This is a genomic window from Flavobacterium swingsii (assembly GCF_900111965.1).
Taxonomy (GTDB): domain Bacteria; phylum Bacteroidota; class Bacteroidia; order Flavobacteriales; family Flavobacteriaceae; genus Flavobacterium; species Flavobacterium swingsii.
Genome location: NZ_FOJT01000005.1, coordinates 105706 through 121596 on the forward strand (window position 1 = coordinate 105706; position 15891 = coordinate 121596).

Sequence of the window (15891 nt, forward strand, 5' to 3'; positions counted from 1 at the left end):
ATGGGAACTACAAATCAAATAAAGGCAGGTGCCTTAATTTCTTATTTTGCAATCACATTTAGTATTGTTGCAGGGATATTATATACTCCTTGGATGATTAAAACAATAGGCAAATCAGATTATGGTTTGTATATTTTAGTTACTTCTTTTTTGTCATATTTTATTATGGATTTCGGTTTGGGTCAAACTATTGCAAGATATATTGCTAAATATAGAACAGAAAATAATCAAGAAAAAATCAATCAGCTACTTGGGTTAACAACTAAATTTTACTTATTTATTAATGCCTTGCTTTGTGTTGTTTTAATAATGCTGTATTTTTTGATTGCTAATATTTTTGTAGAACTAGAAGTTGCTGAAATAGAAAAGTTTAAAAAAGTTTATATTGTTGCGGGCGCTTTTAGCTTGTTTTCTTTTCCATTTCTAACACTCGATGGTGTTTTAATTGCTTACGAGCGTTTTATAGTCCTAAAATTATGTGATGCCATTAGTAAAATTGGGATAGTTATTTTTATGGTTGTAGCCTTACTCTTAGGTTATCACTTATTTGCTTTAGTAGTTATCAATGCCGTTGTGGGATTGCTTATTATTATTGTAAAATGTGTCTATTTATTTAAATTTACACCAGTAAGTGTCAATTTAAAATACCATGACAAATCTGTATTAAAAGAATTACTCAAGTTTTCGTTTTGGGTTTTTATTATTGGTATTGCACAAAGATTGCTAATTAATATTGCACCAACAATTTTAGGTGTTTTCTCCGGGACAACACAAATAGCCCTTTTTTCTATTGGAATTATTATTGAAGGATACACTTGGACATTTGCTCATGCTTTAAACGGCCTGTTTATGGCTAAAGTAACACAATTAGATACTCAAAAAAATAACCTCCATCAGGTTACTAATCTTATGATTAGAGTAGGTAGAGTACAATTATTTTTAATGGGATTATTGTTAATTGGATTAATTGTTTTAGGAAAAGACTTTATTATATTGTGGATGGGTGATGATTTTAAAACCTCATATTATGTAGCAATTTTATTAATCTTACCAGGATTCGTGACCTTAACCCAAGAAATTGGTTATACCTATTTATTTGTTATAAATGAATTAAAGTATAGAGCTATTATGTTTGTTTTTGCTTCGGTATTAAGTGTCTTGATATCATTTGTTTTGGCTCCAGAATACGGTGCTGTTGGTTGTGCAATCGGGATATTTACGGCTACAATGTTATGTCATGTTCTTGGAATGAATTATGTTTATTGGAAAGTAATTAAACTGGAAATCCCCAGATTTTTTAAAGAATGCTATTTGAGTATGGTTTTGCCAATAGTAGTTACATTACTTGTAGGCATAACGGTAAACTATTTTATATCACAAATAAGTATATTAATATTTATTATGAAAGTAATAATAATTAGTTTTATTTATTTAATCATGATGTGGTTCTTTGGACTTAAAACGGATGAAAAATTGTTGTTTCAAAATGGAATAACTAAATTGCTGCAAAAACTAAAATTAGTATGAAGCCTAAAGTTTTAGTAATAAGCCGAGATTCTTGGAATGATACAAACAATAGTGGAAACACCTTGTCCAATCTATTTCAATGCTGGGAATCTGATAAAATCGCTAATTTATATTTTAGAGACGAAATTCCTAACAACAAAGTTTGTACTCAATATTTTAAAATTTCTGAAAGCCTACTTGTTAGAAAAATTTTACGAAAAACAAAAGTAGCTGGTTTAAAGTTTGAAAAAAGATTGGATGAAACAAGAGAAGTTGACAATGAAATAGAATACCAGAAAACAGAAAAAAAACTATACGATTTTTTTAGAAATAATAGATGGCATATTTTTTTGTGGGCAAGAGAGTTGTTATGGTTTATAGGAAAATGGAAGAGCAAAGAATTAGATAATTTTTTAGAAGAATTTAGTCCAGATATTATATACTCTCCATCGTATGACTCTTTCTATATGCACTCTGTTCTGTATTATGTTCAAAAAAAAACCAAGGCAAAAGTCGTTTATTTTCATTGTGATGATTTAGTTACTTATAGGCAATATTCACTATCTCCATGGTATTGGGTTAATAGATTTGTCCTTCGAAAATATATGAATAAAAGTATAAAAATGGCCGATTTAAATTATTGTATAATAGATGAGCAAGCTAGAGTATACAGTACAATTTATCGTTCAGAATTTAAATTATTATATAAAACGGGAAGTTTTAGAGTTTATCCATCCGTAAAAAAAACAATCTTGCCAATCAATATTGTTTTTACAGGAAACATAATTTATGGGAGAATAAACAGTATTCTTATGTTATCGGAAGTATTGTCAATTATAAATAGAGATGAACAAAAAATTAAATTACAAATTTATACTGCTAATTTAATAAAAGATAATATCAAAGTGAAATTAGAAAATAATAAAGCGGTGGAGCTTATGGGTAAAGTACCTTATGAAGAAATACCTAAAATTTTATCAAATAGCGATATTTTACTGCATGTAGAATCATTTGAAAAGGAACAAATGTTAGCTACATCATTATCTTTCTCCACTAAATTGGTTGATTATTTTGAAGCTGCAAAACCTATTTTAGCTATTGGTTGGGAACATTCGGCGTCAATAAATTATCTTAAAGAGAATGAAATAGGTATAACGGTTTCTAACAAAGAGCAGTTGCATTCGGAATTATTAAAACTAATTGACAATACAAATTCATTAGAAGAATATGCTAAAAAAGTATGGGATTTTGGTAATTTAAACCATAATAAAAATAATGTATTAAAGAATTTTGAATCAGATTTGATTTACTTGTTAGACAAAAAGGATTATGCGTAAAAAAATATGTTTCATAGTTTCAACTCCATATACTGCAAAAGCATTTTTAGAGAATCATTTTGAAAGTTTATCAAAGCAATATGAAGTATACCTAGTAGCAAACTTAGATGATTTAGAATTGCCTAACTATTCAAATCAATATTTGCAGGAAATAAAACATATTCCTATAAATCGAAAAATAAACCTTATAGAAGATTTAAAATCCTTGTTTTTGTTAACTAAATATTTGCGACAAAATAAATTTGATGCTATAACTACTTTTACTCCTAAAGCTGGACTTATAGGTATTGTAAGTGGGAAATTAGCTAAAACAAAACATAGAATACATTTTTTCACAGGTCAAGTATGGCATACAAAAAAAGGTTTTATTAAAAAGCTTTTAATTTTTCTCGACAAACTTGTCGTGTCATTAAGCACAAATATCTTAGTAGACGGACGACCACAACAGGAGTTTTTAATTCAAAATAATATAATAACAAAAAAGAATTCGTTAGTTTTAGGTAAAGGAACAATAAGCGGAATCGATCTGGCTAAATTTTCTCCCAATATTCAAGTTAGACAAGAATTAAGAAAGTTATTGAATTATGAAGAAAGCGATATTGTTTTTATGTTCTTGGGAAGATTAAATAAAGATAAAGGCATTTTCGATTTGGTAAAAGCATTTGATAAGCTTACAGATGTTTATTCTAATGTGAAATTATTAATTGTTGGACCTGACGAAGAAAATATTATAGAATTGTTAAGTCAAAAATCAAAAGACAAATATCATATTTATGGTTTAACTGATAATCCTGAAAAAATAATGCAGGTTTGTGATGTCTTTTGCCTTCCAAGCCATAGGGAAGCTTTTGGATTAAGTGTTGTTGAAGCTTCTGCTTCCCAGAAGCCAATTGTTTGTAGTGATACATACGGATTGCAAGACACAATTATTGATAATGTGACTGGATTAAGACATGTCACATACAATTCGAATTCACTTTACGAAAAAATGAAATATTTAATAGATTATCCAATCGAAAGGAATAAGATGGGTTTTGAAGGGAGAAAGTATACCGAATATTTTTTTTCCAAACAAAAAGTAACGGTTCTTTGGAAAGAGTATTATAATTCATTACTCGATTAAATTATTTAATTTTAAATTTGGCAAATAATTACTTTAAATAAGAATCAATATCAAAAATGTATAAAAATTTTGCAAAGCCCTTTTTAGATTTTTTCGCCGCATTTATTGGGTTTATACTCATTAGTCCAGTTTTTATTTTGGTTTTTCTTTTACTTAAAATTGCAAATCGAGGTGATGCTTTTTTTATCCAGGAACGTCCGGGTAAAAATGGAAAAACTTTCAAAATTATTAAGTTCAAAACAATGACCGATGCAAAAGACTGTGATGGTAAATTACTTCCCGATGCAGAAAGATTAACTAAATTTGGTGCTTTTGTACGTAAAACCTCTTTAGATGAAATCCCGCAATTGCTAAATGTTTTAAAAGGAGATATGAGTCTTATAGGACCAAGGCCTTTATTAACAAATTATTTACATTTGTATAATGATTTTCAGAATAGAAGACATGATATAAAACCTGGAATAACAGGTTGGGCGCAAGTAAATGGACGCAACGCAATAAGTTGGGATAAAAAATTTGAATATGATGTATGGTATGTAGATCATTGTTCATTTAGATTAGATGTTAAAATCTTATATAAAACGATTTTAAAGGTTTTTAAAAAAGAAGGAATTAACGCAGGAAAAAATATAACTATGGAACCATTTCAAGGACAATATTGAAAAATATGAAAAAAATAGCAATAATTGGAGCAGGAGGATTTGGTAGAGAAGTTAAGATGCTCATAGATCAAATAAATTTTAAAAATAAAGTATACGAATTTATAGGTTTTTTTGATGACGGAGTTGAAAAAAACACCATGATAAACGGTTGTCCTGTTTTAGGTAGTATTGAAGATATAAATAAAGTTGAGTATCCTTTATCTATATCTATGGCTATTGGAAATCCATTAACAAAAATCTCAATTTTAGAAAAAATTAATAATAAAAAAATTAGTTTCGAGACTTTAATTCATCCTAATGCATTGATAGGAGAGTATGTTGAAATAGGTAAAGGCTCAATCATATGCGCCGGAAATGTTCTAACTTGTAATATTGAAATCAAGAATTTTGTTACCATAAATTTAATGTGTTCAGTTGGTCATGATACAGTATTAGAAAATTTTGTTTCAATCATGCCGGGAGTAAATGTTTCAGGAGAAGTTGTTCTTGAAGAAGGGGTTTATATAGGAACTGGCGCAAAAATAATAAATCAAGTAAAAGTTGGAAAGTATTCAATTATTGGTTCTGGGGCAGTTGTTTCAAAATCAATTCCTGAAAATTGTACTGCCGTTGGCGTTCCTGCTAAAACTATAAAATTTAATAGTTAAATGAATAACTCAAAAATATGGCTTTCTTCTCCACATATGGGCGGTGACGAACAAAAATATGTTCAAGAAGCGTTTGATACTAACTGGGTTGCACCATTAGGGCCTAACGTAAATGGTTTTGAACAAGATTTAGAAAAATACTTAGATCAAACTACACATGTTGCTGCGTTAAGTTCTGGGACAGGAGCTTTGCATTTAGGACTTATTTTATTAGGTGTTAAAGCAGGAGATGAAGTAATCTGTCAGAGTATGACATTCTCCGCATCAGCAAATCCTATTATGTATTTGGGTGCCACACCTGTTTTTATTGATAGTGAATTAGAAACTTGGAATATGTGTCCAATAGCCCTTGAAGAAGCTATAATCGATAGTATTTCAAAAGGGAATAAGCCAAAAGCAATTATAGCAGTACACCTTTACGGAATGCCATATCAAATTGATGCTATCGATGCCATATCAAATAAATATCAAATCCCGATTCTCGAAGATAGTGCCGAAGCTTTGGGAAGTTCGTACAAAGGGCAAAAATGTGGAACATTTGGAGAAATAGGTGTTTTATCATTCAATGGAAATAAAATTATCACCACTTCAGGTGGTGGCGCATTGGTTGCTAAGGATGAAAAAATTAAAGAGCGCGCCGTTTTTTTAGCCACACAAGCACGTGACAATGCCCCACATTATCAGCATAGCGAAGTAGGTTATAATTACCGAATGAGTAATATTTGTGCGGGAATAGGTCGCGGACAAATGCAGGTTTTAGACAAACATGTTGGTTTGAGAAGAGAAATGCATCAATTGTATGTCGATACTTTTGCATCAATAGAGGGTGTTACGGTTCTTACCGAGCCCAACCCCGATTATTTTTCCAACCATTGGCTAAGTGCCATCATTATCAACCCAGAAAAAACAAACGGAAAAACTCGTGAAGACCTGCGATTGGTACTAGAAAAAGCCAATATAGAAAGTCGCCCGTTGTGGAAACCCATGCATTTACAACCCGTTTTCGAATCCTATCCCTATTACGGGACTCAGGTTTCGGAACAATTATTTGAAAATGGATTGTGTTTGCCGTCTGGTTCAAATCTAACGGAAGAAGAAAAAAAGAGAATAATTGCCGAAATTCAACTATTTTTTTAGTATTTTGCAACACTTTTCGAAAGACGAAAACCCGAAATGAAACTAGGTTTACGTGATGTTTTTATCTTACGAAAATAAAACATAATGTATTTTAAAGTAAAGCTACTTTGGAAATAGAAGAAAAAGCAAAAATAAAATCTGTGTTAAAACAGATTCTTGGATATAGTTCGAAATCAAGTTTTAGTATTAAAAACTTAGGCTATTTGCCTAGGTGGATAATTCTATCTATTGATGTGTTTGCTATTTTTATGTCAGGATTATTAACCTATTATTTGTTTAAAGGAATAGGTTTGCAATATTATAAATCCCATAATGAAGGTTATAAAATTGTTTTATTTTTTGTAACTAATATTTTCTTTTTTTGGTGGTTTAAAACCTATTCAGGGATTATTAGGCATTCTTCATTTATAGATGCTATAAAAATTGTTTTTTCACAAGTTTCCACCTTTATAGTTTTAGTGTTTTTTAATTTTCTTTTTTCAATCTATTTTAAAGACAGTTTGTTTCTTACCACAGCACTTGTTATTAATATTATTGTGTCTTTTTGTTTGTTGTTTTTATATAGGGTATTGGTGAAACAGTTTTTTGAAGCTTACTTAAAAGGAATTCAGAATGAAAAACTTGTGAGCGCTATTGTTTACGGCTCCGATGCCAATGCGATTTCAGTATCTAATGCACTAATTTCCGAAATTCCTATGCGATTTAAGTTGTTGGGATTTATAGATAAGCACAATTCAAACTCATCAAAAAGGATTCTGGATTTACCTATTTTAAATCAGAAAAAGAAGATTTCGGTACTTATGCGTTCTATGAATGCAGATGCTTTAATCATTGCCGACAAAGGACTCACAAAGGAAGAACAAATCGCAATTGTAGATGAATGTTTAGAGTTTAATCTGAAAGTATATACCGTACCACTTATTTCAGATTGGGAAAATCAGAAAGAAATATCAAAAAAAATAAAGAGTTTTCAAATTGAAGATTTACTAGAAAGAAAACTGATTGTTTTAGATAACAAATTAATTTCTTCGCAAATAAAAGGAAAAACAATTTTAATTACTGGAGCTGCAGGTTCCATAGGAAGTGAAATTGTAAGACAAATTATCGATTTTAATCCTGAAACTTTGGTCATACTAGACCAAGCCGAAACCCCTTTGCATGATTTAACCTTAGAGATTCAAAAACTAAATTCAAAAACCAAATTGGTTTCTCTTATTGCAGATATCAGAGATTTAGTTGGTTTAGAACGAATATTCGAACAATACCAACCAAGTTTAGTATACCATGCGGCTGCTTACAAACATGTTCCACTTATGGAAGAAAATCCATCGCAAGCGATATTTGTAAATGTGATGGGGACAAAAAATTTAGCCGATTTAGCTTTAAAGTATAAGGTAGAAAAATTTGTTATGGTTTCTACAGATAAAGCGGTAAATCCTAGCAATGTCATGGGCGCCAGTAAGAGAATTGCCGAAAAATATGTGCAATCCTTGTATTTTGATCAAAAAAAGAATAATGCTCATACAACAAAATTTATAACTACCCGTTTTGGGAATGTATTGGGGTCTAATGGGTCGGTAGTCCCACTATTTTCTAAACAAATCGCCGAAGGAGGTCCAATTACCATCACTCATGAAGAAATTATTCGTTATTTTATGACTATTTCCGAAGCTTGTCAGTTGGTTCTAGAAGCAGGTGCCATGGGCAAAGGTGGGGAAATTTATATTTTTGATATGGGAAAACCAGTAAGAATATATGATTTGGCCACAAAAATGATTCGTTTGGCTGGTTTTGTTCCAGATAAGGACATTAAAATTAAAATTGTAGGATTACGTCCAGGCGAAAAATTATACGAAGAATTACTAAACGATAATTCGAAAACACTACCCACTCACCACGAAAAAATAATGGTGGCACAAGAAGAAATCGATATTCATAGTGAAGTTGAAACAGCAATTTTAGAAATAGTTAAAGCTTCGAATATTTACGATAATAATCTGATTGTTACAAAAATGAAAATGCTAATCCCAGAATTTAAAAGTATGAATTCTACTTTTGAAATTCTAGATAATTAAATAAAAACCAGAGTTCAAACTACTTTTAATAAAAAAAGTATCTTTGAGTGCAAAATTAAAACAATGAAGAAAAGGAATTTAATATCATATTTTTTATTAGGACTTAACTTATTATTGCTAACATCATGTGGGGATAAAAAACAAATTGCTTATTATCAAAATATCAATCAGGTTGCGGCTCAGGAAACCGCAAATAATTTTGAATCTAAAATTCAACCAGATGATTTATTAATGATTGTAGTTTCTACACCTGATCCTGAAGCTTCAGCCCCATTTAATCTTGAAGCCATTTCTGTTCCCACCGCCATTGGACAAACAACACAAGCGCAAAAACAACAACAATTGTATCTAGTAGATGCTAATGGAGTTATTCAATTTCCAGTTTTAGGGGAAATAAAAACAGGAGGGCAAACTAAATCGGAAGTTATCAATGTTATTAAAAGTAAACTTAAAAAATATATTAATGACGCTATTGTAAATATGCGTATTGTAAATTTTAAAGTTACCGTACAAGGAGAAGTCGTAAAGCCAGGAAGTTTTACTATTGCTAGCGAACGCATTACTTTGCCAGAAGCCCTAAGTTTAGCTGGAGATTTAACCATTTACGGAAAAAGAGATAATATCATTTTGGTTAGAGAAGTAAACAACAAAAAAACATTTAATAGAATAGATATTACAAAAGCCGATTTTATCAATTCGCCTTATTATTATTTATCTCAAAATGATTTACTTTATGTCGAGCCAAATAAGGCCAAATCAAACACTTCGACAGGATTTACCCAAAATGGACCTATTTGGATTGCCATAGCCTCATTAATATCTTCAGTGGTATTATCAATATTTATAATTAATAAAAACTAAGTTTACTCATGTTAAACAATACTATAAATGATTTGTCCGAAGATAATTCTGCAGGCATAAGAGAGCAAATTTTAAAATACTTAAGCCAATGGAAATGGTTTTTATTAAGTATTTTTTTCTTTTTATTTCTTGCTAAATTATATTTGAGGTATTCAATTCCAGAATACAGATCACAAACCACTTTATTAATTAAAAGAGAAGATTCTGGAGGCATGTCTTCTGAACTCGCTGCTTTTCAAGATTTGTCGATGTTTTCCGGAGTAAAAAGAGATATTGATGATGAGATGGAGGTTTTGAAATCGAGATCATTAGTCGAAAAAACAATCAAAGAAGGGAATTTTAATATATCATATGTTATAGAAGGTCGTATTAAATCTTCCGAATCTTATGGGGAAAACCTTATTACTATTGATTTTAAAGAAAAAAATAAAAATTTTTTCGAAAAGGACACCACTTTAAGCGTGAAAATTTTATCACCTAAAAAGTTCGAATTGTTTGATGCAAATAATAATAATGTAGGTGAGTTTAACTTTGGGCAGATAATTTCTTCAAAAGAATTAGGAAATTATGTGGTCAGTATGAACAGAAATAATGCAAAAGATATAAATTTAAATATTGTTATAAAGCTAGAATCTCTAAAAAAAGCTACTAATAAATTTAAAGGAAGGTTAGATGTATTAAACATAACAAAACACACAAATGTTCTAGAAATTTCCTTTACGGATCCAGTTAAAGAAAAGTCTGAGGATTTCTTAGATAAATTAGTTGTCATTTATAACAATGATGCCATAGTTGATAAAAATTTAATTTCTGAAAAAACGGCTCAATTTATAAACGATAGGTTGGGGATTATTACAAGCGAACTAGATGGCGTAGAAAAAGATGTAGAAAAGTATAAAAGGAAAAATAATATTACTGATCTTCCTACTGAAGCCGAATTGTATCTTAAAAATTCCAGCGAATCAAACAAAGAAGAAGTTATTGTAGGGACACAACTTAAAGTTGTTGGTATCATGATCGATTTTATGAAAAACAACAACAATGACGATATCATACCAGCAAATATTGTTCCGGATGATAATAATTCATCGACACTGATTGCAGAATACAATAATTTGGTCATAGAAAGAAATAGAGTACTTAAAAGCTCTACTCCAGAAAATCCAATTGTTATTAGAGTTAATGATAAAATAAATTCTTTAAAATCTAGTATTTCTGAAAGTCTAAATAAACTAAAGTCTTCATTAGTTATAAAAAACAATGCCATTATTAATCAAGGAAATATTGTTGGTGGAAGAATTTCTCAAATTCCCAGACAAGAAAGAGAATTTAGAGGAATTTTTAGACAACAACAAATTAAGGAAGAATTGTATTTGTATTTGTTTAAAAAGAGAGAAGAAACCGCCATTACACTAGCGGCAACAGCACCAATATCTAAAGTTGTAGATTATGCTTATTCTTCAGATACCCCTATATCACCTAAAAGAAGTTTAATTTATTTAGTATCCTTAATATTGGGATTGCTTATTCCTTTTTCGATAATCTATTTATTAGATTTACTGGATACTAAAGTGAAAAATCGTCATGATTTAGATGCTAATTTGACGATTCCATTTATTGGTGATGTACCTCATTCTGATGATAATAATGAAATCATGCAGTCGGGAAGCAGAACCAGTTCAGCAGAAGCGATACGTATTGTTAGGACTAATTTAGAATTTGTTTTAAGTAATTTGGAAACCAATAACAAAGCAAAAACTATATTTTTAACTTCTACCTTGCCAAAAGAAGGCAAAACATTTATAGCTATTAATCTTGCTGCAACTATCGCCATTTCAGGAAAAAAAGTATTGCTTATAGGTATGGATATTAGAAATCCTAAATTAGAAGAATACGTAAAATTGCCATCAAGAGGACTCACAAACTTTTTGTCGACAAAAGATTCAGATATACATGATTTTATAGTAAATCAAAAAGGTTACGAAAACTTTGATATTCTTCCAGCAGGAGTCATTCCGCCTAATCCAGCAGAATTATTAATGAGTAAAAAGGTTGAAGCTATGTTCGAACAATTAAAATCAGAATATGATTACATTGTTGTAGATACTGCTCCAGTTAGTTTGGTTACCGATACGTTGCTAATATCTAAAAATGCCGATGCCTTTGTATATGTAGTTAGAGCTAATTATTTAGAAAAATCATTCTTAAGAACACCGGAATCATTGTATAGAGAGAAAAAATTGCCTAACATGTGTGTATTGCTTAATGATACAGATACAAAAAGTGGTTACGGCTACGGCTACGGCCAAGAAATAATTGAAAAACCTTGGTACAAGAAAATGTTTAATTTTTCTTTCTTCGGATAAGAAATAAAAAAAGAGGCAATTTAAATTGCCTCTTTTTTTATTTAAAAAACTGATTGTTTGCAATTGCCTCTTTTAATGGATGCAAATCTTTTATTAATATTTTTTTATCAAAAGAGTCAATGTGTTTTTTGTGGTGTACATCAGATCCTACAAAATCTATAAGTCCTTTTTTTAATAATTTTTCGGCAGCATGAGCCACTTCTTTCCCATAATAACCTACTGTCGATAATAAGTTAAGTTGAAACAAACAACCTGCGTTTTTTAATTTTTGGTATAAGTCAAAATTATTATGATAAAAAGCATATCGCTCAGGATGCGCCAAAACGGGTTTGTATCCCGCTATTTGCAAATCGAAAATAATGTCAAAAAGCTGAATTGGCGGATTCAAGTAAGACATTTCAACCAGAACATAATTGTCTTTAAGTGTCAGGATTTCCCCTTTTTGAAACAAAGAAATAAAATGATCATCCATTAAGTATTCGGCTGCAGCTTTAAATGAAGTATTGTTGTTTGAGTTTGTTTCTAACTCAAGCGCTTGTATTTTATCTTTGGTGTTGTCCCAAAAACCGCTAAAAATGTGGGGTGTCGTTATAAATTTTGAAACTCCCATATTTTTCAAACTATCAAGTAAAAATAAAGTATCATCAATAGTTTGTGCACCATCATCTATTCCTGGCAACAAGTGCGAATGGATGTCAACGTGGTTTTCAGGGATTAAATCCTTGAGGACTGTTTTGTTTTTATTAAAAAATAACATTATAGGTAGGTTTTAATTTGGACTACAAAAGTATCATTTATTTGGAAATAAAAATGTTAATGATACTTGGACTTTTAGCCTGTTTTTATTTATCTAATCAAATTAAATTTATAGATTTACGAAAATATTTATATTACCTACAATTAGTGAGTTATTCAGAAGAAAATAAAGAAGAGTGGTTGTTCGAGATTTCCTCCAAAAGAGGTTTGTTCGAATTAGATTATAAGGAATTATGGCGTTATAGAGACTTGCTGTTTCTTTTTGTAAAAAGAGATATTGTGACTTTTTACAAACAAACCATTTTAGGTCCTATTTGGTTTATCATTCAGCCATTAATTACCTCGCTAATACAATTTGTTATTTTTAGCCAAATAGCCAACATTCCTTCTGATGATACGCCGTATTTTTTGTTTGTTTTGGCAGGAAATGTACTTTGGTTTTATTTTTCAGATTGTTTTAAATCTACTTCCGAAGTATTTAAAACCAATCAGAATTTATTCGGGAAAGTGTATTTTCCCAGATTAATCATGCCACTGGCTATTGTTTTTTCAAATTTGGTCAAATTCGGAATTCAATTCCTGTTTTTCTTGGGTGTTTTGTTTTATTGTATATATAAAGGATATAACGTACATCCTAACCTATATGTTTTGTACACGCCATTGTTATTGTTGGTTATGATATTATTGTCACTAGGCTCAGGTATGATTATCACTTCACTAACCACAAAATATAGAGATTTAACCTTCGTGGTGACTTTTGGGATTTCGTTATATATGTATGTGACGCCTATTGTTTATCCAACTTCATTAGCTCTAGAAAAACTACCAGAATCATTACATTATTTAGTATATTTAAATCCATTAACGAGTATTTTTGATTTTTTTAAATATGCTTTTTTAGGTAGTGGAACATTAGATTTATTTGGCGTATTATATTCCTTATTATTTTCGATAATAATATTTTTTGCGGGTGTTTTTGTTTTTAATAAAACAGAAAAGAATTTTATAGATGTTATTTAAATCATGAGTAAAGTAATTTTAAAAATAGAAAACGTATCGAAACAGTACCGACTTGGACAGGTGGGAACAGGTACTATTTCTCATGATTTAAACCGATGGTGGGCAAAAATAAGAGGCAAAGAAGATCCGTTTCTTAAAATTGGCGAAACCAATGATCGAAGCAAAAAAGGAGATACAGATTACGTTTGGGCCTTGCAAGACATCAATTTTGAAGTCAATCAAGGAGAAGTATTGGGTATTATTGGTAAGAATGGTGCAGGAAAATCGACATTACTCAAAATATTATCTCGTGTCACTTCGCCCACCACGGGAAGCATAAAAACCAGAGGAAGAATAGCGTCTTTACTCGAAGTAGGAACAGGTTTTCATCCAGAAATGACGGGTCGTGAAAACGTGTACTTAAATGGAGCCATTTTGGGTATGACTAAAAAAGAAATCGCTTCCAAAATTGATGAAATTATAGAATTTTCAGGCTGCGAACGATACATAGACACTCCAGTAAAACGCTACAGTAGCGGAATGACTGTTCGTTTGGCCTTTGCAGTAGCGGCTCATTTAGACCCAGAGATTTTAGTGGTTGATGAGGTTTTAGCAGTTGGTGATGCCGAGTTTCAGAAAAAAGCCATTGGTAAAATGCAGGATATATCTAGAGAAGCAGGCAAAACCGTTTTGTTTGTGAGTCATAATATGGCGGCCGTGCAAAATTTATGCACAAGAGGAGTGGTAATGCGAAACGGAACCATTTTTTTTGAAGGTGATATAGAAGAATCAATACAAGTATATTTGAAAGATAATGCTAATATAGAATCATTGGCTAACTTCGACAGCAGAATTGGTTCGGGTGTTATAAAAGTAATTGAATCATCAATTTATGGGGAAAATAAAAATTTAGAACCCCAAATAGGAAAACCATTTCATATCGAATTAACTATAGACAATCCTCAAGAAATTGATTCATCACATATTCGTTTTGATTTGAAAATCGATGATCGAATGGGACAAAGAATCGCTTGGATGAGCAATTACTTGTTTAATAAAGAAACAAAATCAAACGTTTGCAAGATACTTTTCAAAATGGATAAACTCAATTTAAATGAAGGAGGATATTATATAAGCACTGATGTTTATGTAGATTTGAAAAGAGCCGATTGGCTTCAAAGCGCTATTTATTTTGAAGTTGTAGACGGAGATTATTACAAGGCAGGGCGAGGTGTTCCTGTAGCCGAAAGTAGACTTTTGTTCGATTTTGATGTCAATTTTATTAGCAAATAAAATTATGAATAATAAAAGAATATTTTTTGTTTGCGATGATATTAATGCTCCAACAGGAGGGATAAAACAGATATACAGACAAGTTGATATCCTAAATAATAATGGTTTTAACGCATTTGTACTACACAGATGGTATGGTTTTAAATGTACTTGGTTTAAAAACGAAACAAAAATTGCTTATTACTATCCATTATTTGAAGGCATTGATAACTTATTAAAAACCAAATCCAACGAAAAAGGAATCTTAAATTTACTTTTAAAAGCAAAGAATATTTATAAAAAAAATATTAAAGAGAACCTTTTGAAGATTAAAAGTAAATCCAAAAACATTTCAGTAAAACAAGATGATATTTTTGTTTTTCCAGAAGTATATGGTCCCAATGTTACTAACCTGTTAGTAAACAACCCAACGGTAATATATAACCAAGGAGCATATCAGACATTTTTTCATTACGATTTAAATCTAAAAAATAACGACACACCATATTTAGAAAAAAATCTAATTGCAACAGTAGTCAACTCTGAAAATGCAAAAGAATATATAAATCATGCATTCCCGAAAATGACCGTCAATAGAGTTCGTTATGGGATTGATGCAAAAAATTTTTCTTTTAATGAAAATAAAAAAAGAAAAATTGCTTTTATGCCAAGACGTTTGCGTCCTGATTTGGTTCAAGTTATTAATATTTTAAAATTCAGAGGAGTTTTAGAAAATTGGGAACTTGTAGAGATACACAATATGAACGAAAACGAAGTGGCTAAAAACTTAAAAGAATGTGCGTTTTTTCTTAGTTTTAGCATCAATGAAGGATTCGGAATGCCACCAGCTGAAGCTATGGCTTGCGGTTGTGTTGTTGTTGGTTATGCAGGAAAAGGCGGAAAAGAATTTTTTAAAGAAGATTTTTGTTATCCAATAGAAGACAGAGATGTCATTGCCTTTGCAAAAACACTCGAAAAAGTCATCAAAGAATACGAACTAGATGACAAGCCATTTGTAACAAAAGGGAAAAAAGCATCAGAATTTATTCTTTCGGAATACAGTATGGAAATGGAAGAAAGAACAATTGTTGAATGTTGGACTAAAATACTTAATTAGTAAAATATAATTGGCAAAGTATTTTAATTTATC

Annotated in this window: 13 protein-coding genes; 12 read left to right on the top strand and 1 reads right to left on the bottom strand. The window is 30.5% G+C overall.

Annotated features, from left to right (window positions below; genetic code table 11):
• The 9 genes from BM053_RS09645 (at position 1) to BM053_RS09685 (ending at position 11714) form a co-directional block, all read left to right on the top strand.
• On the top strand, positions 1–1527 hold the full coding sequence (locus BM053_RS09645) for a lipopolysaccharide biosynthesis protein (protein ID WP_091476876.1): 1527 nt from the start codon (positions 1–3) through the stop codon (positions 1525–1527).
• Complete coding sequence (locus BM053_RS09650; protein WP_091476878.1) at positions 1524–2843, top strand: glycosyltransferase; 1320 nt, start codon at positions 1524–1526, stop codon at positions 2841–2843. The genes BM053_RS09645 and BM053_RS09650 overlap by 4 nt, the downstream gene beginning before the upstream one ends.
• Positions 2836–3966, top strand: coding sequence for a glycosyltransferase (locus BM053_RS09655; protein WP_091476880.1), 1131 nt, complete (start codon positions 2836–2838; stop codon positions 3964–3966). The genes BM053_RS09650 and BM053_RS09655 overlap by 8 nt, the downstream gene beginning before the upstream one ends.
• Before the next feature lie 56 nt (positions 3967–4022).
• Positions 4023–4628, top strand: coding sequence for a sugar transferase (locus BM053_RS09660; protein WP_091476882.1), 606 nt, complete (start codon positions 4023–4025; stop codon positions 4626–4628).
• Positions 4629–4633: 5 nt separating this feature from the next.
• Entirely contained in the window at positions 4634–5275 is a 642-nt protein-coding gene (locus BM053_RS09665; RefSeq protein ID WP_091476884.1) for an acetyltransferase, read from the top strand.
• On the top strand, positions 5276–6412 hold the full coding sequence (locus BM053_RS09670; RefSeq protein WP_091476886.1) for a DegT/DnrJ/EryC1/StrS family aminotransferase: 1137 nt from the start codon (positions 5276–5278) through the stop codon (positions 6410–6412).
• Between the two features lie 107 nt (positions 6413–6519).
• Positions 6520–8487: a polysaccharide biosynthesis protein gene (locus BM053_RS09675; RefSeq protein WP_091476888.1), complete on the top strand. Its 1968-nt coding sequence runs from the start codon at positions 6520–6522 to the stop codon at positions 8485–8487.
• Positions 8488–8550: 63 nt separating this feature from the next.
• On the top strand, positions 8551–9348 hold the full coding sequence (locus BM053_RS09680; protein ID WP_091476890.1) for a polysaccharide biosynthesis/export family protein: 798 nt from the start codon (positions 8551–8553) through the stop codon (positions 9346–9348).
• Positions 9349–9356: 8 nt separating this feature from the next.
• The gene (locus BM053_RS09685; protein ID WP_091476892.1) at positions 9357–11714 is read left to right on the top strand and encodes a GumC family protein; all 2358 of its coding nucleotides are present in this window, start codon (positions 9357–9359) and stop codon (positions 11712–11714) included.
• A gap of 37 nt (positions 11715–11751) precedes the next feature.
• On the opposite strand, the gene BM053_RS09690 is transcribed toward BM053_RS09685, so the two are convergent.
• Positions 11752–12471 carry a tyrosine-protein phosphatase gene (locus tag BM053_RS09690; RefSeq protein WP_091476894.1) on the bottom strand — a complete coding sequence of 240 codons (720 nt, stop codon included), beginning with the start codon at positions 12469–12471 and terminating at the stop codon, positions 11752–11754.
• A 53-nt stretch (positions 12472–12524) separates the two neighbouring features.
• On the opposite strand from BM053_RS09690, the gene BM053_RS09695 reads away from it, so the two are divergent.
• The 3 genes from BM053_RS09695 to BM053_RS09705 are packed head-to-tail and all read left to right on the top strand — an operon-like array spanning position 12525 to position 15858.
• A complete protein-coding gene (locus BM053_RS09695) occupies positions 12525–13490 on the top strand; it encodes an ABC transporter permease (protein WP_244148519.1) in 966 nt (321 codons plus the stop codon).
• A gap of 3 nt (positions 13491–13493) precedes the next feature.
• On the top strand, positions 13494–14762 hold the full coding sequence (locus BM053_RS09700) for an ABC transporter ATP-binding protein (RefSeq protein WP_091476895.1): 1269 nt from the start codon (positions 13494–13496) through the stop codon (positions 14760–14762).
• A gap of 4 nt (positions 14763–14766) precedes the next feature.
• A complete protein-coding gene (locus BM053_RS09705) occupies positions 14767–15858 on the top strand; it encodes a glycosyltransferase (protein WP_167357335.1) in 1092 nt (363 codons plus the stop codon).
• Positions 15859–15891: the final 33 nt, after the last annotated feature.